This is a genomic window from Opitutia bacterium ISCC 52 (assembly GCA_014529675.2).
Taxonomy (GTDB): domain Bacteria; phylum Verrucomicrobiota; class Verrucomicrobiia; order Opitutales; family UBA2995; genus UBA2995.
In genome coordinates, this window is record CP076040.1 from 4635655 (window position 1) to 4658430 (window position 22776).

Annotated in this window: 14 protein-coding genes and 1 pseudogene; 13 read left to right on the forward strand and 2 right to left on the reverse strand. The window is 49.5% G+C overall.

Annotation, left to right across the window (positions count from 1 at the left end; all coding sequences use genetic code 11):
* From GA003_20050 to GA003_20105, 12 genes and pseudogenes are all read left to right on the forward strand, one after another.
* A complete protein-coding gene (locus tag GA003_20050) occupies positions 1-3129 on the forward strand; it encodes a hypothetical protein (protein ID QXD28260.1) in 3129 nt (1042 codons plus the stop codon).
* Positions 3130-3134: 5 nt separating this feature from the next.
* Complete coding sequence (locus tag GA003_20055) at positions 3135-5309, forward strand: VWA domain-containing protein (protein ID QXD28261.1); 2175 nt, start codon at positions 3135-3137, stop codon at positions 5307-5309.
* A complete protein-coding gene (locus tag GA003_20060) occupies positions 5306-6814 on the forward strand; it encodes a HEAT repeat domain-containing protein (protein ID QXD28262.1) in 1509 nt (502 codons plus the stop codon). Before GA003_20055 ends, GA003_20060 begins: the two co-directional genes overlap by 4 nt.
* Positions 6814-7827: a DUF4159 domain-containing protein gene (locus tag GA003_20065; protein ID QXD28263.1), complete on the forward strand. Its 1014-nt coding sequence runs from the start codon at positions 6814-6816 to the stop codon at positions 7825-7827. Before GA003_20060 ends, GA003_20065 begins: the two co-directional genes overlap by 1 nt.
* A gap of 50 nt (positions 7828-7877) precedes the next feature.
* A complete protein-coding gene (locus GA003_20070; protein ID QXD28264.1) occupies positions 7878-9611 on the forward strand; it encodes a redoxin domain-containing protein in 1734 nt (577 codons plus the stop codon).
* A gap of 499 nt (positions 9612-10110) precedes the next feature.
* Positions 10111-10629: pseudogene (locus tag GA003_20075) on the forward strand (sigma-70 family RNA polymerase sigma factor).
* A complete protein-coding gene (locus GA003_20080; GenBank protein ID QXD28265.1) occupies positions 10619-11200 on the forward strand; it encodes a hypothetical protein in 582 nt (193 codons plus the stop codon). Before GA003_20075 ends, GA003_20080 begins: the two are co-directional and overlap by 11 nt.
* Before the next feature lie 70 nt (positions 11201-11270).
* The gene (locus tag GA003_20085; protein QXD28266.1) at positions 11271-11690 is read left to right on the forward strand and encodes a biopolymer transporter ExbD; all 420 of its coding nucleotides are present in this window, start codon (positions 11271-11273) and stop codon (positions 11688-11690) included.
* Position 11691: 1 nt separating this feature from the next.
* Entirely contained in the window at positions 11692-12135 is a 444-nt protein-coding gene (locus GA003_20090) for a biopolymer transporter ExbD (protein ID QXD28267.1), read from the forward strand.
* A 53-nt stretch (positions 12136-12188) separates the two neighbouring features.
* On the forward strand, positions 12189-13592 hold the full coding sequence (gene argH / locus GA003_20095; GenBank protein ID QXD28268.1) for an argininosuccinate lyase: 1404 nt from the start codon (positions 12189-12191) through the stop codon (positions 13590-13592).
* A 159-nt stretch (positions 13593-13751) separates the two neighbouring features.
* The gene (locus GA003_20100) at positions 13752-17225 is read left to right on the forward strand and encodes a hypothetical protein (protein QXD28269.1); all 3474 of its coding nucleotides are present in this window, start codon (positions 13752-13754) and stop codon (positions 17223-17225) included.
* Between the two features lie 106 nt (positions 17226-17331).
* Entirely contained in the window at positions 17332-18294 is a 963-nt protein-coding gene (locus GA003_20105) for a hypothetical protein (protein QXD28270.1), read from the forward strand.
* Here the strand turns inward: GA003_20105 and GA003_20110 are convergent.
* Both GA003_20110 and GA003_20115 read right to left on the reverse strand, forming a co-directional pair.
* A complete protein-coding gene (locus GA003_20110; GenBank protein ID QXD28271.1) occupies positions 18291-20297 on the reverse strand; it encodes a thioredoxin domain-containing protein in 2007 nt (668 codons plus the stop codon). The genes GA003_20105 and GA003_20110 overlap by 4 nt on opposite strands.
* Positions 20298-20361: 64 nt before the next feature.
* Positions 20362-20736, reverse strand: a complete 375-nt coding sequence (locus tag GA003_20115) for a hypothetical protein (protein QXD28272.1) — start codon at positions 20734-20736, stop codon at positions 20362-20364.
* Between the two features lie 199 nt (positions 20737-20935).
* Here GA003_20115 and mutL point away from each other — a divergent pair, with 199 nt between their 5' ends.
* The gene (gene mutL / locus GA003_20120) at positions 20936-22708 is read left to right on the forward strand and encodes a DNA mismatch repair endonuclease MutL (GenBank protein ID QXD28273.1); all 1773 of its coding nucleotides are present in this window, start codon (positions 20936-20938) and stop codon (positions 22706-22708) included.
* The last annotated feature ends 68 nt before the right edge of the window (positions 22709-22776 follow it).

Here is a 22776-nt window from a genome sequence, read left to right on the forward strand (position 1 = left end):
ATGACTAACGCTGTCCTACAGTTAAAGCCCATTGCTTACCGGCTGTTGTTGCTTCGCATTGCAGCCTGGGTGGGTGCCTGCCTGGCAGGAATGGGGCTACTCTTTTGTTTGCTCCAGTTATTGGAGTACCTGTTTGTTTTCAAAGAAAGCACGGCTTTTTTCTTTAGCCTCGCTGCGATTTCGGTTTCTGCGACGGTGACGGCAATAGGCTTGATCCGAATTATACGTAATCAGGTCCAGCTAGCCGACTTGGCGAAACAGGTTGAACAGGCACATCCGGAATTAATGGACAGTCTCAACGCTGCGGTAGAAATTTCGCATGTCCCGCAGGCAGAGCGATCTACCTTGGAAAATCTGCTCGTTCAATCGGTGAATAAGCAGACTGCCGATTATAACTTGGACAAGTTATTGATTCCACGCAGCTACAGCTTTTTCCCACTATCTGGTATCTTCGTGTTGGCTGTCTTGTTACTCGGATTTGCTCACTTTTTTGATGTCTCACAGAAATTTCGGTATCAGCTTGGCGATTGGGTGCGTGGACAGTCTACTGGGTTTTTAGTAACTCCAGAACCTTTAGAAGTTGCGCGCAATGAAGACCTTCGGGCGGAAGCTGTTCCTACCCGCTGGGATCAGCAATGCATCATTGAGTTTAAAGAAAACGGGGAGACGGTGCGTTTCCCGATGAATGCCGCCGGCGATGGTCGATCGGATTTTGTGTTTTATGATGTCTCGGAAGACTTTCAATTTCGAGTTGAGACGCAATCGTTGACTTCTCCCTGGTACATGGTGCTCGCCTACGATCCTCCCGTGATTGATCTCTTCCAGCTCTCCGTCGAACCACCTGCCTACAGTGGTTACGAGTCCGAGTCTTACGACGCACTCAAAGACCTGGAGTTGCTGGAAGGCACGTTGCTTTCATTCGAACTGACGGGTGAATCGATCGAGGAACTGTCAGTTGAATTTGGTGAAGATGCATTGCCGTTGATGAAAAATGACTCGGGTACCTTCGGGTTCGATATTCGTCCTGACGAATCATCTTCTCTTCGCTTTGTCATGTCCAACAATACCGGACACCGAGCTCAGACAGAAACGGTAGAGCTTAAAGTGCTACCCGACGAGAAGCCGGTGGTCGAATGGATCCAGCCAGGAAAAGACACGACGGCTAAACCAGAAGATTTGATACCTCTTGAATTGTTCGTGGCGGACGACTTCGGGGTGAATGCCTTGATCCTTAATCTTTCTATATCGGGAACTCGCCAACAATCTCTGGCATTACACCAGGGTGACCTTGATCGCGAACCCGGTCCGATTGAACTCAACCTGTTTGAATCTTTGGATCTATTCGAACTCGAAGTGCTTGATGGGGATGTGATTTCTTATTCGGCCACCGTCATGGATAATAAGGAGCCTGAGCCGAACATCATTCGTTCGGAAGTCTTCTTTATTGAGATAAGAGTCGACAAAGAACCGATCGAACTCGAAGGCATGGATGGAGAAGGCGAAACGGAGGAAGTGGATGTTCGTGCCTTGGTCATCGAGCTCAAACGAATCATTCGCGATACCTACGCTGCGCTTGGATTACCTCCCGACGAAAACCAGTTTGCCAATCAGGAGATTGGAACAGATCTGGCAGAATTGCGGGGCGTTATAGAAAATGTCATGGTGCAGGCGGCCCCCATCCTTACACAACAGGGGCAGGAACACTTGATGGAATTTCTTATTCGGTCTCGAGAAGCTATGGAAAAGGCGGAGACAATGATTAACAGTAACGCGACTGATCTCGCTATTGCGCCAGAGGAGCAGGCGCTTGCAGAACTAGTTTCTTTCGAAGCAGAACTCAGCCGCAATCAAAGCAATTCCGAAAGCCAAAGCGAGTCCGAGTCAGAAAGCGAATCGCAAGGGCAACCACAAGATCCACAAAATCAAAATCAGAGTGAGGCTCCACAATTTGCCGAACTACCGGAGGCATTGGACGACCTGAATTCGATCATTGATCAGCAAAATAATTTGAATGAGGAAATGGATCGTGCCTCTCGCCGCAATCCGACCGACGAGGAGTTGGCCGAACTTGCAGAAGCGCAGTCCGAACTTTCTCGTGAGGCTGTGGAAATGCGTGACCGCCTTGAACGTTTGATGCCCGGAACCCCAGCGGCTCCTCTAGTGGATCAAGCAGCCGAGCAAATGAATCAAGGAGCCGGTCAATTGCAGGAAGGAGAACCTTCCATGGCTCAAGGAAATGGTCAGCGTGCTCAACAAGGTTTGATGAGCGCTGCAACTTTACTTGAACAGGGCATTAACCAGGTTGCTGCAGCCATGATGGAAGGATTGGCAAGTGAAGGGCAGCAATTAGCCGCTCAGCAACGTCAAGCGGCGAGCCAAAGCCGCCAGGCAGACGAAGGTGAACTGAACCAGGAAGAACAAGCGGGCCTTAAGGAACAGCAGGAAGGCATCTCTGAATCCTTTGAAGAATGGCAGGAACGACTCGGTGAAGTAGCCAATCAGCTACGGGAGCAATTTCCTGAAGCCGCCTCTGGGTTAGAGGAACTCGCTGAGCAGGCCGATGAGGAAAATCTCGAAGGGCAGATGTCCCGGGCTGAAAACGCAATACATTACCGGCGTTATGGCCGAGCCTTTCCTATTCAGGATGAGTTGGCTCAAGCTATGGACAATCTTTCAGAAAGTATCGAAGAGACCGCCTCAGAAATGCCGCAACTGGCTGATGCCGCAATGCGTCGTGCCCTGGCAGAGCTACAGGAGGCCCGTGAGTCTTTGCAGGAAATGCAGGCCGAGGGTGAATCTCCAGAAGGGCAGCAAGGGCTAAGAGCCTTACAAGGGCAGTTAGGAAATACCCTTTCTGATATCGCCAGCCAATTGGATGACCCTGAGTTACGAGAATTTGCGGGTGAATTAAAGACCGAAGAAGAATCGGAAAACTGGTCTGGTCAAGTGCGTGCAACGGACGAGTTGCTAGGTAAGGCAAGTCAAGTGTTGCTGGAGCGACTGCGGTCGGCTATCCGTGAGCTTCAACTGGATATGTTGAGACAATCCAGTGATCCGCCCGAGCAGTATCGTTCGCAAGTGGAACGATATTTCGAGCAATTGGCAGAGGAAGGAGCGAATAACTCGTAGTACTCATGTATTTTGATTTTCCATTTCCGATCTGGGCAGTTCTTCTGGTGGTTCTATTGGCTGCCGGAGCCTTGGTGTGGAGTGTATTGCGTTTGCAGGCTTGGATTCCCAGCCGCTACCGGATCGCTTTGGCTTGTTTGAGGGGTGCTGCTTTGCTGGCCTTATTCTTAGCCTTAGCGAATCCTTATTTTGTCCGAGAAAATCCGGATCCGGAAGCCTTCGAGCTTGTGGTCCTCGCCGATACGTCTGGGAGTATGGACACTCCGGATACAGAAGGGGCTCTTAATCGTGAGGCGGTGTTGCGAGAGATGATCGAATTTGAAAACCCGGAAAATCTTTTTAATGGTCCGCTCGCTACGTACCCACTTAATCCATACTTATTTCAGGAATCGATTCTTCCTTGGCGCCTGGGTGGTGCTTTCACACCTGCGGGGCAAAGTGCTCCCGGAGATGCTTTAATGCAGGTGCTAAAACAAAGCCAGGATCGTGGCAGATCCTTGGGAGGAGTTTTATTGATCTCCGACGGACATGAGAATGCAGGCACCCTTTTAGTCGAAGCCGCCCGGCAATATCGTGACGCCGGTATCCCTATCTCAGTCATCGGGATAGGAGAGAATGCTCCTCCCGGAGATATCAGTGTGCACTTTACCGATTCGCAACTGGAAGCCGAAGTTGGGGAGGTCGTTAAAGTCAGTGGCAAGGTTACGAATGATTTCAATACGGATAAACCGGTAACCGTTCAGCTATTCCGTGGGGGTGAGTTGCTGCAGGAAAAAACCATTAAGCTCGAATCTGGAGAAACGCGCGACGTAAACTTCGAAGACCGTGCAGAATACGCCGGGGTGCGTACCTATCGCTTACGGGTGGAGCCATTGGTGGAGGATACCAATCCCGCTTCCGATGTGGATTTTGCTACCATGGAGATCAAAAAGCCAGACGAGTACCGCTTGCTTTACCTCGGATCTCAACTGCACTGGGAATTTCGCTTTCTTAAACAAGCGTTGAAAGATGATCCCGGCTTTTCACTCGATAGCTTTATCCGTACCGGACCGAAGTCATACCTGCAAAATAAAGCGGCCGAGGAGGAATCCGTACCTTTAACCGAGCTTCCCCAAGAACCGTCATTTTACTTTGAGTACGATGCACTGATTATTGATACGCGGTTAACACATTTGCTCAGCGAGGCTGTCCTGAATTCTTTGCGCAACGTGGTAACCAAGCGAGGAGCTGGTCTGCTTGCGCTGGGACCTATGGACCAATCACCGAAAGTCCTAACCTCCATGTTGCCAGTGAAAGAAGCCGACGTGGTTTTGTATAAGGACAAACGGTATCTCGAATTGGAGATGGATCCTGTATTTGCAGGAAATAAGGGAGGTTCCCTTTTTCAAAGCCCTGGGCCCTTCCTGCCTGAGAACACGCCGGTTTATTTAGGAAGCTCTGTCAGTCGTGGAGGACGAACCTCTGCTGCAACGAAGGGTCGCAACACCCCCGTTCTGGTGGTTCAAGCATTTGGGGCCGGGAGCACTGCATATTTAGGCACCGAGAATACCTGGCGCTGGCGGATGGAGTCGGACAAGGGAGTAGAGCAGCATGGACTGTTTTGGCGCCAGCTTCTGTTTTGGTTGGCCAGTGGTGGTAAGGAACGTATGGACATGCCATTGCAAGGGACGGTTCAGTCTCTCGATAGTTCGGTCGACCTTGATCTAAAGGTCCGAGCACAGGATTTTGGAGCCGAGTCAAATGCTCGTGTATCTGCCTTTATTGAAAAACCCAACGGAGAGACTGCGGATGTGTTGCTCAATCCATCTCTGACTTTGCCGGGTCAATATGAGGGCGATTTTCTGCCTGCTGATTCAGGAGAATTCCATGTCCGCTACTCAGTGGAGTATGAGGATGGTGAGCTCCTGGAGCAGGATGCTTTTTTTGCCGTATCACCTACAGGACCGGAATTGTCCGACACGTCCTTTAAAGAATCTCTATTAAGAGACGCCGCTCGTCTGAGTGGTGGTGAATACATCTCATACCGGGATTGGAAGTCGATTAAAGACATTCCTGTCGCCGATCATATCCCGGTGGTTCAGCAGCGAATTTATTGGGCACACAGTTGGCCCTATTTCATTGTGTTGGCTTTGTTTCTTCTGAGTGAATGGTATCGCAGGCGGATCCTGGGACTCAAATGAAGGCATCGAAGTTTAGAATCATTTTTTATCTACTGGGCAGTTTCTGTTTATTCGCTTCCTTTTCACTGAACGCACAAGAAGCCGCCACTGAGGATGCGCAGCTCACGCATGAGGAAACCATCAGCCGTGCGTTAACTGACTTGCAATCAGCCAATGTAGATGCCCGTGTGGGATCCATCATGCTTCTGGGTAAGTATGAAGATCCCAGTGCATTGAATGGTGTGGTAAAAGGCTTATCCGATGCTCATGTGCGAGTGAGGCGGGCAGCGTTGGTTTCTCTAGTTGAAATTCAGGCTTCCATGCCACCCCATGCAGTAGAACCGATGATGCTGTTACTTAATGATGAGGATGCAGAGATTCGTCGCATGGTGTCTTCGAGTTTAGCTATGCTGATCAACTTGTGGAATTCGTATAATCGAGGAAGCCAGTTGATTCCAATTCGCCCAACGTTGCCTCTTCAGGTTCGACAACGATTCATCAATGCTTTTCTCGATGAGGATGTAGTGGTTCGACGGAACATGTTGAATTACTATTTCTACTTGGGTATTCAACTTCCTGAGACAGTGCTCGCGTCTCTATTGGGAGATACGGATGATATGGTGCGCCTCGAAGCCTTGCGCCTTTCTGCCCGCATCAATCGCCATACCACCGTGCTCCAACAGGCCGAGAGTTTGGTCATTGATTCAGTCCAGAGTATTCGTCTGCTCTTTGCCAACATGTTGGCTACTGACCTTACGGGTTCCGCCATGCCTTGGTTGGAAATCTTGTTGGAAGATGACAATGCGGAAGTCGTGAACGAGGCTCAGTTGTCGATATTTCGATTGAATCCTGGTTTCCCTATGGCTCAAAAGATCACCCAAGCTGTCTTGGCAGGGAGCTATAACCAGGAGCAGGGAACGACCTTCATTAAGAACCTCACGGTATTAGGGACGGATGTACGAAGCCTGGTGGATCAATTGCTGAAATCGGACAATCCGACCTACCGTTTGGAAGCCCTGCGAATTTACCTAGGGTATGCTGATATAAAAGCGGATAGCAGCCGCATCCTTGAGTTGGCTCAGGACAAATCGGAGCGGGTGCGTATTCAGGTTCTAAACTTTCTACGATCCAGTCGTGAAAAGGTGCCTGAAAAAATAATAGAAGAATTAGCCTTCGCTCGTGACTCCAAGGTCCGGGAAACTGCACTTGGTTTGACGCGTCGATATGACGATAAGGAAGCTGAGCCCATGTTGTTTGACTTTCTAATCGATGAAGATTCGCGTATCCGAATGATGACTTTGGACGAACTCGTGCGACGTGGTATGCCAGATGTAAAAGAAACCCTACACTTATCCATGGAGGATAGCGATTGGTTGATCCAACGTCGTGCGGTCATGCATCTTATCGGTATGAACGATCCTGAGGAACTCAATTTCTTGAAATCGGTCGTGGACAAAGATCCACAACATCCGCTTGCCCTCTACATAAAAGATCAGATGCTTAAGCGATTGGGTGTCCAACTGTGATGCAAACATTTAAATACATTCTTATTCTGGCCCTTGGCCATATGCTTCTGCCAACGATGCACGCGGTCGTGGAAGCGGAAGGCGAAAAAGCAGAACCGTCCCTTCCCAATAAGGATGTGCCATATCTCAAGGTTGTGCAGTTGGTTCAGGGAGATATGATGCGGCGTCAGTATGCCGATGCATTGCCCAGCCTGCTCGCCGAGGTTCGGGAACGGACTACCCTGAACGTGGACCCGTTTCCCATCTACATCGAATCTTTCGAGGATGAGGTCATTTTTAAACACCCGGTGATCTACGTAAACTTTGCTGATCGAGCCGACTGGACATTGACTTCAGGCGAAGTGAAGAATTTACGGCTCTTCATTGAGCGTGGAGGTTTTCTGTTTCTGGATGCCGGCATCAACGCGTCTTTTCTCCGAGGCAATGTGCGACACGGTCAGATGCATAGTTTCGCCGACTGGGAAGTCAGTCCAGAGGTGGAAGCTGCTTTCAAACAAATTTATCCTGAACGCCGGTTCGAGCCCTTGTCCCGTAGCGATGTGTTTTTCAAGTCCTACTATGCCGGCTTGCCGGATGCCACCCCATTACCTGAAGCAATTCGCGAATTCATCATCAATGAGAAATGGCCGCAGGGAACGTATTCCACAATGGTCATGCGCGAGGATGACCGGGTCGCCGTCATGGCAATGCCCATCATGGCCATGGGTTGGGGGAAATCTGAGTTTGGTCAATGGACCACCCGCATTGGGTTTCGAGTGCGTGAAGGTGCGGAGGGATTATCGGACCGTCTGAGTGAAGCTGCTTACGGAGGTGAGAGCTATGACACCACGCGCGAAGATGGCCGCAGTGATGTGATTTATTGTGAAACACCCGGTATGCCTGCCTGGGTCGAAGAGCCAAATGGGGATTGGCGTGTTTTTCGGTACTACCATAGTCAGGAGATCAGCGACTATGCTCATGCTTTCTATACCCGCTTGGGTGTGAATCTGTTTGTTTATATATTTAGTCAGTAACCAAAGGCCTAGGTCAGCGTTACTATGTTTCTAGCCCCTTCGATTATTTTATGAATACAAGATCTAAGAAATTCGCCCTAGGCGCTTTGCTGTTTATATCCGGACTGTCCCTGACAGCGCGTGAGTTGCCCAACTTCAACCTGCTCGATACGCGGGAAAATAACGTTGAGCTCTATGGTGCACGTGGAAAGGCAGTGGCGCTGTTCTTTACTGGCACGGGTTGCCCGATTGCTCGGAAGAGCGTTCAGACCTTTACGAAACTCGAGCGAGAATACGCTGCCCAGGGAATTGAATTCTGGATCGTTAATTCCTATGCCGATGAATCGGCGCGAGACATTCGTCGTGAGATCGGACGATTGGGACTTCGGGATATGACCTACCTGCTCGATACTAAACAGACGGTGGCTTATGCCTACGGGGTCAATCGCACCGCTGAGGTGATTTTGATTGATACCTTTTCTTGGGAGCCTGTTTACCGCGGTGCTATCAATGATCAGCTCAGTGAAGGAGCCGAAAAACCCAAGGCGACCAAACACTATTTGAAGGATGCAATGGATCAACTGCTGGCTGGTGACGAGATCACAACTCCACGAACGCGGTCGGTCGGGTGTATTATTTCCTATCCGAAAGTCAGCACATCGGATGACGCACCCGACTACGCGGCTCAGGTTGCGCCGATATTGAAGAAGAATTGCGTGGAGTGTCATCAGCCTGGCGCGATTGGGCCCTGGAGTATGACCAGTCATAGTCGGGTATCCAATTACTCCGCCATGATGGAGGAGGTGCTGTTGACCCGGCGCATGCCTCCTTGGGATCCTCATCCCAAGTACGGAAATTTTATCGGTGAACAGAACCTGACCCGTGAAGAGGAGCATACCCTGCTCAGCTGGATCAAGGCCGGTAGCCCCAAGAGTGAAGGGCACGATCCGTTGACCGATCCGCTACCTGAAACGCCCTATTGGCGTCTTGGGAAACCGGATGCAGTTATTAAGCTTCCAGAAGTCCAACAGGTTAAAGCAACCGGGATTGAGCCCTACCGCTACATTGAGGTGAAGAATCCATTCAACGAAGATGTGTGGCTCAACGGTATGGATGTGAAACCCGGGAATCTGACGGTGGTCCATCACGTCATTCTTTACGTGAATTGGCCAGGTGCACCGAGAGACGGCGGCAGGCTGGGGCAGTTCTTCTACGGGTGGGCACCGGGTGCCGATTCTCTGAAATACCCGGAGGGCGTTGCCAAGCGTCTACCGGCTAATTCGACGCTGACTCTGGAAATCCATTATACTACCACCGGGGAGCCAGAGTCGGACATGACCGAGATGGCTTTCTACCTGGCTGATGGTCCACAGGAGCGGAATGGTGAAACACGGCAGGCCATCGATACTGACCTGGATATTCCTCCGGGCGAGTCCGATGCCCGCCACATGGCTACCTATGCATTTAAGAAGCCATCGACGATCTACGGATTGTTCCCTCATATGCATTTCCGCGGTAAATGGATGCGGTATGAGCTCCTAACCCCTGATGGAAAACGCAAGACCTTGCTCCACGTACCGCGGTACGATTTCCAGTGGCAGCTATCATACTATTTGAAAGAACCGCTTCGCGTACCGGCAGGTTCTTGGCTGGTGGTAACGGGTTCATTTGATAATTCGGTTGGCAACCCCAACAATCCTGACCCAACCCAACGCGTGGTCTTTGGCGAGCAATCCTGGGATGAAATGTTTATTGGCTTCTTTGAAGCCGCGGACGATCCGGACCCGGAAGTGGCGTTAAAGTAAGCATTAAACGGATTGATTAAAGATGAGGGCAGAAGGTTTCTTTTCCGTTCTCTCGATTTTCTCAGAAGGGATCGGAATATCTACCCCCTCCCCATGACTTCTTAGATCTAAAGCTTACTTACTTGAGATGGAGCCCACTCTGGTCGTCTACTTTCGCTTTCATTCCCCAGCCACCGAAACCTTCCTTTAGGGTGAACAGGACTTCGTTGTCGCCTTCTTTGAGGTTGAGGTAAAGGGAGTCGAAAACCCCGATGGTTCCCAGGTAGCGGTAGTCGCGTGTTCGAAAAGCGTTGGTACCTGCGTAGACAAGCTGACCGTTTACGAAGGCCTGGATGTCGTCACTATACCCGAAGTCGAGTCGCTGAATCTGGTTTCGAGCGATGAAGGAAAGACGCGATTCCGATTAAGCCTGCGGTTGGCCTGAAATACAAAAAAATCGCCGGTCGTGTAAGAAATCGTTCTGTCCAGCTTACTAATAGGGTAAACAGGATTGAAACGAATGAAGCGACAGGAACAAGAACGCGTATTTGCTGCATGGATGAACGACCATAAAGGGCTCATCTACAAAGTGGTACGCGCCTACGCCTCCAATGCAACGGACCAGGAAGATCTGTTTCAGTAGATAGCGGCTCAGCTCTGGTTCTCGATACCCAAGTTTAAAGGGAAGTCTTCCGAGACAACCTGGATCTGCCGGGTGGCGTTGTTTTGTTCTATGTCCTGGACGAAAAAAGAATCCCGCCGACGGAAAGGGAAGGGGGCCTATAAGAATGAGCAGACGTTTCTGTCTCTCAATCCGGAAAAGGAAAACTCACGCCTAACTTGGTTGTACGAGCAAATCAACCAGCTAAGCTCGATCGACCGTTCTCTGACCCTCCTTCTCTTAGATGGATATAGCTATAAGGAGATGGCGAGTATTCTCGGTATTACGGAGAGCAATGTGGGGGTCAAAATAAGCCGTATCAAGAAATCACTTACGGATAGAATAAATCAAATGGAAGACGAGCATCATGAAATTTGAAGACTTGCAAGTAATCTGGAAATCACAGGAGGAAAAGCCGGTATTTACGATCGACGCTGATGTGCTACGGGAACGACTTGAAGCGTCAGACCGTGAGATGAGTCGCTTTTTTGCGTATGAGGAATGGTTCTATATCATCATGGTTGCGATCTTGGGAATCATGATCATTTCCGAACCGATCTTGGAGCCTCATGATTATCATCAGCTGCCGATGGGGGCTGGGCTTTTGCTATTATCAGCCTATTTGTTAATCCATAGGCAGCGCAGCAAAAAACAAGCATTAGACTTTGACCGCTCACTTGTTGGAACGGTCGACTTATCTATTTACCGTCTTGAGTCCTACGTCCGATGGGTCAAAAGGGCAAACTTGCTCTACTGGTTGTTTATGATAGTTATCGGTGTGGTTACCTTTGCACTTCACCACGATAGCAAACCCATTTGGATTTGGCCTCTTATGGTTTTGTTTTGGGCATTTGCATACATCGCTCTGCGCGTACAACTGAATACGAAACGAAATCGTATTAAAGATCTAACAGGCTTACGGGATAAATTGGGGAATGGGCCACTTTAATATTTGAGATGCATCCGTTTTGACAAGAATGGCTTACACCCTCAGCTTTAGGTTCTGTATTGGGTTCTCTATGATTAAACGCAGGAAACGTCAGCAACCGGAAGAGGAGTTCCAAATGGCTCCCATGATCGATATGGTTTTCCTGTTGTTGGTGTTTTTCATGTGCGTCAGCTCACTCTCCCAGGCAGAGAAACCGGATGCAGTTAAAGAGCTACCCGAGTCGCATGCCAGCGAAGTGCCTGATGATGTGTCGGACCGTGGTATCATTTCCGTTAAGACAGATGGATCACTCTATCTAGGGCCATCGAGTATCACGATGGAGGATCTGAAAACGCGGATCGGTGGAAAGATCAAAGACAACCCAAACCTCCAGATCTTCGTTCGCGCCGACAAGGCGACCCCCTTTGCTGAAATCAAGAAAATCCTGGAGGCCTGTGCTGAGATGGGAGCCTACGAAGTCATCTACGCAACCTTTCAAGCTTCGGAATAACATGGCGCGTTTGAAGAAAAAGCCGGAACCCAAGTCATCAATCCCGATCGCCCCAATGATCGACGTGGTTTTCCTGTTGCTCATGTACTACCTCGTTACTTCGACTCTGGATAAGCAGGAAGCTGATATTTCTTTTCAACTGCCTGGCGTAGTCGAGCAATCAGAACCTGTGGACATGCCCGATGAGCAAATCATTGAGATTGGGGATGATGGCCAGGTGATCGTGAACGAGTTTGCCTACGATGCACCCACTTCGTCACGTTTTCTAGAGCTGGTTGGTATGCTCACTCGCTTCAAGGAGGCCAGCGATGCCAACAAGTTAGAAGCCCTGGTAATCATAGCTCCCAGCGATAGCACCACCCATCAAATGATCATCAAAGTTATGGATGCCTGCTCCGTCGCAGGGATAACAGGCGTTAATTTCGCTATTTCAGAAGACTATTAGATCCATATTAACCATTGTAATTCGGGGCTGTATTCGTTTTGTCTTCGTCGATTATGAGTAAGTCATCCAAGCAGGCAACCTGGGGTGGCCGGTTTTCTAAGGGACCGGCTGAGCTCATGTTGCGTTTCAGTGAGTCCGTGTCGTTCGACCAGCGGCTTGCTTTGTTCGACCTTCAATGCAGCGAAGCTCACTCTGCTATGCTTGAGGAAGTCGGAATTTTGAGCGCTTCCGAGAAGGAAGCCATCCATACCGGATTGGCTACACTCCGTAGCGAGATTGAATCAGGAGAATTTGCCTGGGACATGTCTCTGGAAGACGTGCACATGAACATTGAGCAAGTGCTCACTGAGCGGGTACCCGAGGCGGCGAAATTACATACTGCACGGTCTAGGAATGACCAGGTTGCCACCGACATGCGGCTCTTTTTCAAAGCAGCTTGTAGCGAACTGCAATCCGCCTTGGAAGCTGTACTCTCCGCCTTGTTGGATCAGGCTGAAAAGAATCAGCAGATTTACATACCTGGATATACCCACCTCCAGCGCGCCCAACCTGTGAGTGTCGCTCACCATTTGTTGGCCTACGCAGAAATGATCAGTCGCGATCTTATCCGGGTTGCAGCCGTTCAAGACCAGGCCAATTGGTGCCCTCTAGGCTCCGGTGCCATTGCAGGGACAACCTTGCCGATCGATCGGGAAAGTTCAGCCCAGAAACTAGGATTTGTGGACCAAGACGGACACGTCCGGGTCACACAGAACAGCATGGATGCCGTAAGCGACCGGGATGTGCACCTGGATTTCACATACGCCTGCTCGGTTGTTGGGATCCATTTATCCAGATTGGCCGAGGATCTCATCCTCTGGTGCAGCTCTGAATTTGGCTTTGTCGACTTGCCGCAGAACTTTTGCACTGGGTCTTCTCTTATGCCGCAGAAGAAGAATCCGGATGCCATGGAATTAGTCCGGGGCAAATCGGGCCGTGTCGTGGGAGACCTCCAAACCTTGCTTACCATGGTCAAGGGCTTGCCGCTTACCTACAATCGGGATCTTCAAGAGGACAAGCCGCCTGTGTTTGATGCACTTGAGCAATCACTCATTTCTCTTCAAGTCGTTGAAGGAGTCGTTTCCGGTATGGAAATGATTCATGATAAGTGTGCTGAAGCAGTGGCTGACCCTGCTCTGCTGGCTACCGACGTGGTTGATTATCTAGTCCAAAAGGGAGTTCCGTTCCGAAATGCTCACCATATTATTGGGGCCTTGGTCGCTTTGGCAGAAGAGAAATCTTTGCCGCTCAACGAGTTGTCTCTCCAGGATGTCCAAGGGGTGGATGAACACTTTGAGGCTGATTGGGTGGATTGTTTTGATGTGGTTAAAGCCCTGGAAGCTCGTGAGAAGGTTGGAATGCCGGGGCCCAATGAGGTAAAATCCCAGATTGTCCGCCTACGTGGGAAGCTGGCTTAGGGGTTATTAAAGGGATTTATAAATACGGCACCTTCTGGTCAGGCCAGATGACTTTTAGTTTTCTCATTGCATAGGCCCACATGCTGTTAGAAGTATAATTGCTTAATTGCCTCACCACTCATCTGGCGGGGCATTCCAGTCTATATCGATTTGTATTGAATGAACTCTTTAAAACACGCCATTGGATTCGATCCAGAAACATCGCCTCGTGAAGATGAAGACATTAACTTGGTTGAGTTTGTAAATCTCAAGCTCGCCGCTCGTGGATTCCCGACTTTCGGAGATACTTCCGATTATCCCTTTCTCCGGCTTGGCGAATCTCTGCTAGCTAGCTTCGTTGAGAAAAACCGTTTACTGAAAGACCACCTGTGTCCGGTCGACCAACGCATTCATGATTTTCTGGCATCCTATATGGGATCTCACGCTGGAGATATAGATGAGACCACTTTTGTTCCGAGCAACAGTTTGGTGGTTGAGCGCCATGGGCTTGCGCGGGTTCTATCTCTGCCGCCGGACTCCGACGTCTTTAAGTCTGACATCATCTCGTCCTATCGGACTATTAACGGTGTGTTACACAATCCGGCAAAAGATCGTCGGACTACTCAGGGAGTATTTCATGTGGCTGAGGGAGGTTTGCCTATTCCTGCGGATAAAAAAGCCGTCCCTGTTCAGGCTTTTGCGCGACTCCTCAATCATGCTCTCAATCCGCCCAAGGAATTGATGCGCTTGCCATTTACTTCCACTCAGGATGAGCAGGCCGAAGTCTTTGTGTCATTGCTGCTGCGTCCTGTCGTTTGCCCAGAGGTCGATGGAGCGGTTCCAGAACTCACTATGGAAACCCGCTTTTTTGCGCCGGGTAATCTGGTAAGTAATTTAGACTTCGTGGAATCCATATTTGGAAACGCAGGCGATCCTTATCTACCTGATAATGATGCCCAGCTAGATATCGAACATTGGTCTGGCCACACGGGGTCAGTTATATTGGCACCCCATTTAGTGGGCGTTACCAAGAAGGAGCTTGGCCTTCCGAACATTTCTGATGCAACCGATAGACAGAAGCGCGACAGCATGTGCTGGGAGTCTGAAGACGAACTCTACAACGACGGTGGTGCTTTCAAGGTTACCTGCCGAGACCATCGAGGTGTGATGGTTACGCTTATCGCAGATAACTACTTCGGCTACTGCAAAAAGGAAGTGAAGACGCAGATCAGCTACGCAGCCAACCTGTATGGTCAAGTAGAGGAAGAGCATGCTGGCGGTGCAACGGCGTTTCCCAGCTACGACCTGGGTGAAGAGTTTCACCTCAGTAATTACATGCCGGAGGTGGATCATAGCTTTGAGGATGTGGTTAATAAATTTGGCGATATTATGGATGTGCAGCCCGAAGGCTACGCAATCGATAAGAAGTATTCAAATATTGTATACGTACCGGAAGATGTGCACATTGAGCTACACGATCAGACCATCAAGTGGGAGAAAGGCGGAAAGCCGCAGCAAATTCATCTAGTCCCCAACTCGACCTACGTGTTGCCCTCTGGCTACAAAGTTCAGATGGGTCGCCCTGCTGCTGACCGTCGCTGGCGTCTCTTTGGTACGACTGCAGAAGGTACATTTTGCCATAAGCCTTGCACCGTTTCCGGTGGAGGAAAATCGGAGATTTCAAAACCTATCTCTGATGCTATGGTTTCGGGACCCGTTTTCGTGGCGAACTTCGAACGCGATTTCGATCAAGTAGAAGAAATTATGGATCGTGACTACGGTCAGCGATTTAAAGATAGCTCCCGTAACAAGGAGAAAGGTCGCCCCATCCTGAGCACGGAACGTTCGCTCGGATCGGTCGTAAAATTGTTTACACCTTCTTCAACTTATACAGACGAACACAATAAATACATCGAATCCATTCCCCGGTATATCCGTGATTTGGTTTTTGTCGTAAAACGTTTGTGGAAGCCTGATTGGGGTGACAACTGGCGTTCCCGTTTCGGTGTAGACATTATCAATGGTATGTCGGGCAACGAGCTGAAATACAGGGATACAAAGCTGGTTACCCACTACTTGAGAGTAGGATTTATGCCTAGTGGTGCCTGGCGCACATTCTCGCTCCGTAAAGACTTCAATCCGTCCCGGAAAATTCAACGCGAAGATGATATCACAGCATCCATCACGCTTCCGAATTCGGGAGAGGTTCCTACGAATCCACGATTTAAGCACACGGGCGTTAAGTTCACCAGGAACTGCGAGTATCGCTTTTTCCAACGACCGGATGACGCCATTGTCCGAGGTTACGATAAACAGTCGGAGTTGGACTTCTCAGGATCGACTAATTTCTTTTCCAACTATGAGCCATTAACTCGTGAGCAGGGTAAGGAAATTATGCGCGATGCCATTCGCTTCGATCAGTTTACTGAGCCGATGAAGGATCTGATTCGCCAATTTGTGGAAGATGAGGACGGACCTGATTATCTGGTTTGCACTGCGAATCCTCGCATAGTCGATGGAAAGCCAACCAAGAATCCACGGTACCTTCAAACACGCCCAAATTTAGAGAATCCACATAATATGTACCTGGCTCATATTGGCGCCCGATTCTTCAGACGTATTTCGCTTGAGAAGAAAGTACCTTTCCCAGTGAATGCGGTTCTCACGGGTCGACGTAACAATCCTCCCGACCCTGAAGCAGGCATTCGCCCACTTTGTGTGTTCAATCCTCTTCATTACCAGGAATTGCCTGAGTTGTTTATGGATTTTATCGCCAGTTTGACGGGGAAATCACCATCGACTACGGGTGCTGGATCTGAAGGTGCCTTGACCAAGGGCCCGTTCAACGCACTTCCTCCCATTGTTGATTTAAACAATTCTCTAGTGTCGTACTTAATATCTGGGTACGGTTGCTTTTCTTCAGCTGCTGGCTGGATCGGGCCAAAGTATCGTGTGGATCATGACATAAGCCTTTTGGTTCCCGAGATCTGGTGTCGAATGACTCCCGAAGAGCAAGACGTGAATTTCCTCATTGAAAATCGTTTTCTTGAAAAGGTGGAAGACTTCGAGCACGAGGGGACTCAGATTCCAGGTAGTCGGCTTGGATATCGCATCACCAAGAAGTTTGTTCATACATTCTGCGGACGAATTCTAAGTAATCCTTCTACCTTGTTTACTGAAGACATGCTCAAGCCAGAGCTGCAAGGTATGGATGTCTATGTGGATGGTATCAACAATATCGTCGAAACCCAAAAACGGGTCGCAAAATTGTATTTTGAAGATGGTTCAATCGAGGATGCCTGCCCACCATTGAAGGCGCTCCTCCATATCATGGCAGAGGGAAGCTATGAAGGAAAGACCTTGGCCGATCCTGAAATTCGAGAGCTCTTCTCCGCAGAAAATTGCTACGAAAGTGACTGGTACCAGGAACGATTGATTACTCGACACGAGGTCAGTGTGAAATTGGCCAAGCGCTATGTATCCAGCATCCAAGGATTTCTCTCAAAGCCTGGTTATCAGGAAGAGTGTGAGCGTCTGAATATGGCTCAGCGGCTTGCTGATGCCCAAGCCTCTCTTGAACGGATAAAGGAGCAACGATCACTTGTATTATTCAAGGGCACTCTTGGAACTGACCCTTCGGTGACGAGGTCCTAGTGCGATTCAAACTTTAGTCGAGAGCCACCCCTTTGTTACAAAGGAGGTCCAGGCGTTCGATTAATATTCCCACGCCTGGGTGTCCATAATAAGCTCCCCAGCTATCATGACTATTTATCCAATCCGTTTATCATGCTTCCTGTTTCTCCTAGGTGTTTGTTTACCTACTTTGAACTCAGCCGAAGAAGAAAAGATCTTTATTGCTGTAGTAGGAGGCACTTCCTTTGGCGCCCCTGAAAAATTTGGTAATGGTTTGGTCGAAGAGGAAGGCTATATCCAGGTCGAGACACCGGTGGGCTTAGGGCCGAAGCTCTATAAGATGCGATACAAGGGTGTGCCTTTCTATTATGTCCGGATGTATGGTTTTGAAACCAAAGTTCCAGGAGAGAACGACGGCAATGTGCATGTGCGAACCTGGTATTCGCTCTACAAAGCTGGCGTAACTCATGCGTTAGGCGGAGCAAGCTCGGGAGCGATTCGGACCGATTGGGACTACGATGATCTGGTTATAATTGATGACTTTATGATCATGGAAAATCAGCGACCTCAGAATATTTTAGACTTTGCGGGAATTGAGCGCCCAGGCGTATTTGCCAGTTTTGCTCACCCGTTTAGCCCTTCTTTGCGGGGACTGCTTATCGATGAAGCGCGCAAAGCTCAGCCTGGCTACACGGGCAAGTTATGGGAGCATGGGGTATTCTTTCAAAACAATCCTGGGCGCTTTGAAACGGCTGCTGAAATACGGGCCATGCGCATTCTTGGAGGAGAAATTACCAGTCTTCATACGGGTACTTGTACCGAGTATGCGCGGCAGCTTGGAATTCGTTGGGCATCCATTTGCTCCATTGCGAATCCCGCGGTTGGCGTTCGCCCGTTCAGCTTCGAAGAAATGCAATCGAGCGTGCAGCGAATTGCTGCCCAGGCCATTCCCATTGTTCTGGAAACCATTGCACGAATTCCTCAAGAAGCCATGGATCCGGAAACGATAAGTACCGGTGAAGTATTCACGGGCTCATACGCAGATCCTGATGCGGAGTCCTCGAAGATAATCGAGGCTGATCGAAACTAGTTATAAAGCTTCGCCGGATCGCTTACCGATTGTAGGCACATGGAACCAATACAGCGTTGGTAACCGGACGGCTGGTTTTCGGCATCGGTGATCATGGTTATGCGGCGACTCCAGGGTAGTTTACGCAATTCATCGGGCAGTTTGTCGAGGTTGTCGACGTCCTTGGCTTTAATCACTTCAATGCCATTTTGTTCGGCCATGAGTGCGCTCAATGCGTGAGGCACTCCATGCGGGTTGCGAGCAATGAGCCCGGTGTAGCCTTGTCGGAGTTCCCTCATGGCTTCCTCGTAAGTGGAATCCACGGTGATGAAGTAGAGAGTGGTAAGCACCTGCAACATAGATGCATTGCCGGATGGGGTGGCGTTGTCCCACCATTCCTTTTTTCGAGCAATCAGAGATTCATGGTCATTTGATGTGAAATAGTAACCCACAGAACTGCCGTCCGAGAAGTGTTCCATAACGCTTTTGGCTATGGTTTCGCAGCGCTCGAGGTAAACCTTTGATTCACCTGAGTAGTGGAAGTCTACATACGCAATGATGCTGATGAGTGCTTCTGCATAGTAGGCATAGTCATCCAGGTACCCATTTAGCTGGGCTTCGCTGTAGTAGACAGATTTTAGGCGATTATCTTCTGTCCTCACCTGGTCCCAAATAAAGTCTGCGATTTCTTTTGCGGTGTCGAAAAGGTCTTTGCGGTCCAATGCAAAACCCGCCTCAGCGAGACCACGAATCATCAAGCTGTTCCAAGATGTGAGTTGCTTTTTATCCAGGCCGGGCCAAATGCGATTACTGCGGTGCTCGTAGAGTTTCTCGCGCGCTTCACTTAGAGACTCGCGAATTGCGATGTCATTCTCGGTGAGTGCTGGATTGGAAAACCCATGCTCAAAATTGCCTGCGTCCGTGATATTGTAGACGTTACAGAATTCAGTTGCGGCCTCTTCCCCAAGCGCTGCTTTGATCTCGTCGGGTTTCCACACGTAAAATTTTCCTTCTTCGCCTTCGCTATCTGCATCGAATGCCGAGTAAAACGCTCCATCAGGATTGCGCATTTCCCTCTGCGCCCAGCGTGCGGTTTCTTCTACAATCGCTTTAAAAAGCGGTTTGCGGTAGGTTGTGTAAGCCTTGGCGTAGATGTCCAGCAAGAGTCCATTGTCGTAGAGCATCTTTTCGAAGTGCGGGATAAGCCAATAACGGTCCACACTGTAGCGAGAAAAGCCGCCTCCGATTTGGTCATACAAGCCACCGTGCGCCATTGCGGTTAGCGTGGTGTCGATGACCTCATCGATGCGTTGAACCACTTCCTGTTGGTCCGGTGCTTTCTTGGCTGACTCTTGCAGGCTGTTCCGTGCCTGAAGCAAAAAGTTGAGGGCCATGGAGGGTGGAAATTTTGGGGCCTGGCCGAACCCACCAAGCTGGTCGTCATGACGTTTGGCGAACTCCTGAGCTGCCTGCTCCAAGGTCGTCCGGTCGATGGTCGCATTGGTCGGTTCAGCCGGTGCGTTGGAGGCCATCAGATTTTTAATGATGCTATCTGCGTTTTCTTCCAGCTGTTCCCGATTCTTTTTATAGAAATCGATGACACGGATCAAAACCTGAGGCCAGGGAACCATGCCGTTTCCTCGGTCTTCGGGGGGAAAGTAAGTTCCGCCAAAAAAGGGACGCCCATCGGACAGGCAAAACACATTCAACGGCCAGCCGCCATGTTGGGCGATCATCTGGACCGCTTCCATATAGATCTGATCTACGTCGGGTCGCTCTTCCCGGTCTACTTTGATGCAGACAAAATGCTCATTCATCAGACCAGCGATGTACTCGTCTTCGAAGGACTCATGTTCCATGACATGACACCAGTGACAGGAGGAATATCCGATGCTGATGAGCAAGGGTTTATCCTCTGCCTTGGCTTTGGCGAATGCCTCTTCTCCCCAAGGATACCAGTCTACTGGATTGTTGGCATGTTGCAGTAGATAGAGACTCTTTTCGTTGACCAGATGATTGGGCATAATGAACCAGACTATGATGCCTACGGCATCTTAAATGTAAGCAAAACGTGGACTGTCTATACAGTCAGCTTTGAATAGTGCTGTCCAATGTCTTTATGGAGCTACCTACTTTTTCAAGCTCCATATGGAATTGGTTTCGCTCTTCGTCAGACAGATTACCTACGCTTTTCAAGCTATCGCGCAGTAGCTGAAAGGAACAGCCTAAATCGCTGAGCCCAAGGTTGGTTGCAGCACCTTGTAAATCGTGCAGCAGCTTTTCAGCTGTATCCGAATCGTGGCTATCGTGTTCAAGTTGAGTCGAGCTGTCTTTATAGTCTTCCCAAAATTTATTTAGGAGCGTGATTAAAAGGTCCTTCTTTCCCAAACATTGTTTGAGAGCAAAAGCTACCTGTATACCGGGTAGTTGGTCGGGGAGAGAGTGTGAAACATCTTCGTGCATGGGGGAACTGCTTAGATGGCTTTTAAGGGATTAGCCAGAAACAATACGGCCTACTCAAAAACTTTTCTGTCAATTGTCCACTCTCTTTCCTAAACCTAGTTTTTTACCTGATGTGAAATCTAGGGTGATCCTTTAAAATCAATTCATACCCTAGGAAAATGCTTTCGCTTCCACTGCGCATCACGCACACTGATTTTTTATGTCCGAAATTCGAGTACTGCCTGACAAAGTTGCCAATCAGATCGCCGCTGGCGAAGTGATTGAGCGCCCTGCTGCAGTGGTTAAAGAGTTGTTGGAAAATAGTCTAGATGCCGGGGCTACTCGTGTCGAAGTAGAGTTCAAAAATGGGGGGCGATCTTACATTCGCATTGAGGATAATGGCTGCGGCATGACGCATGACCAAGCTATCCTTTCCATTGAGCGACATGCGACGAGTAAGATTCGGCAAGCCGATGATTTAATGCAGATAGCATCGTATGGGTTTCGCGGTGAGGCTTTGCCATCGATTGCCAGCGTGTCGCGCTTTCAGCTCAGGTCGCGTACCGAAGAGAATGAAGTGGGAACGGAAGTGATGATCAATGGAGGCAAATTGATTCACGTGAAGGACTGCGGAATGCCAGTGGGAAGCCGCATGGAAGTATCGCACTTATTTAACTCTGTTCCTGCGCGGCGGAAATTTTTGAAGGCTGATGCCACTGAGGCAGCTCATATCATTCAATTGGTACGCGTATACGCGATCGCTAATCCCAACACGGGCTTCACTCTATTGGAAAACGGACGTCTGTTATTTAATTCGCCCGCTTGCCCCTCCTTGAAAGAACGGGTACGCGAAATATTCGGAAGCAACATTTCAGATGGGCTTATTCCGGTGGAAATGGAGGAGCCTGATTATAAAGCCCACGGACTGATCAGTGTTCCGGGAAGGGGACGTTCGACGCGTCATGAAATGATCACGATTGTTAACCAACGCCCGGTTACCAGTCCGACGCTCAACCAGTCATTGGTGGAAGCCTACCATGCTTATCTACCCCGAGGTCGCTACCCGATTGCCTTTCTTTTTCTGGATTTGGATCCCGGGGCCATAGATGTAAATGTGCACCCGGCAAAGCGTGAGATTCGTTTTCGCGAAGCAGCTCGGGTCCGAGGGTTTATTATCAGGTGTTTGCTTGAGCATTTGCGTGAGGAAACAGCGGCCAGCAAGCCGGATGAAGTGAAGGGGAGCCAACCGGAGGAGAATCTACCAAGCTCCAAACCCCAAGCTCGCCCTGTTGTATCTGCCGCACCGGTATCAGTAAGCCCGACTCCCAAGGTGGCCGTAAGTTCTGGGAAAGCACTGGCTCGTCCTAGCCCTGCGACTCGTGCAACACCTCAAGCAGATGAGAGTGAGCCAAATTGGGATACGGGATGGAAGTTTGTCGGCCATGTGCAACGGGGACTTGCTGTTTTCGACTCGAAACAAGGAATTGTGGTGCTGGATCGCCGCTCTGCCCACCAACGAATTTTATATGAGAAATTGGAGCAGCAATATTTGAATCAGAAAGTGCCTGCCCAACAGCTGCTACTTCCCGTGCCAGTTGAGTTGGATGCACTTGGATCCAGTCATTTGTTGGATCATCTCGAATTTCTAAATAGCAGTGGGTTTCGACTTTCAGAATTTGGGCGTAATTTCTTTCGCATTGAAGCTGTCCCGGTTTGGACCACGCCCGAAGAAGAGGAAAGCCTAATCCTTGATTTGGTGGGGCTTATGAAAGACGGCAAAATGAGGAAGGATAAGCCGGTGGAGGCATTTGATCAAATTGCCCGACTCGCCTGTGCTAAGGCGGTCCGGCTCGATGATTCTGTCAGCGAGAGAGAAATGGTATCCTTGGTTTCTCAGCTATTTCAGTGCAAAAACCCTCTCATCAGCCCCTTGGGAAAGCCTACCTATTTTGAGATGGGGAGAAATGAGCTGGACCGCCGTTTCATGAAATAATGCCCGTTTTGAGGCTTTTGATCATAAAAAGTATGAAAAATTTGCATGAATTTTTGTGTTTTGGTGCT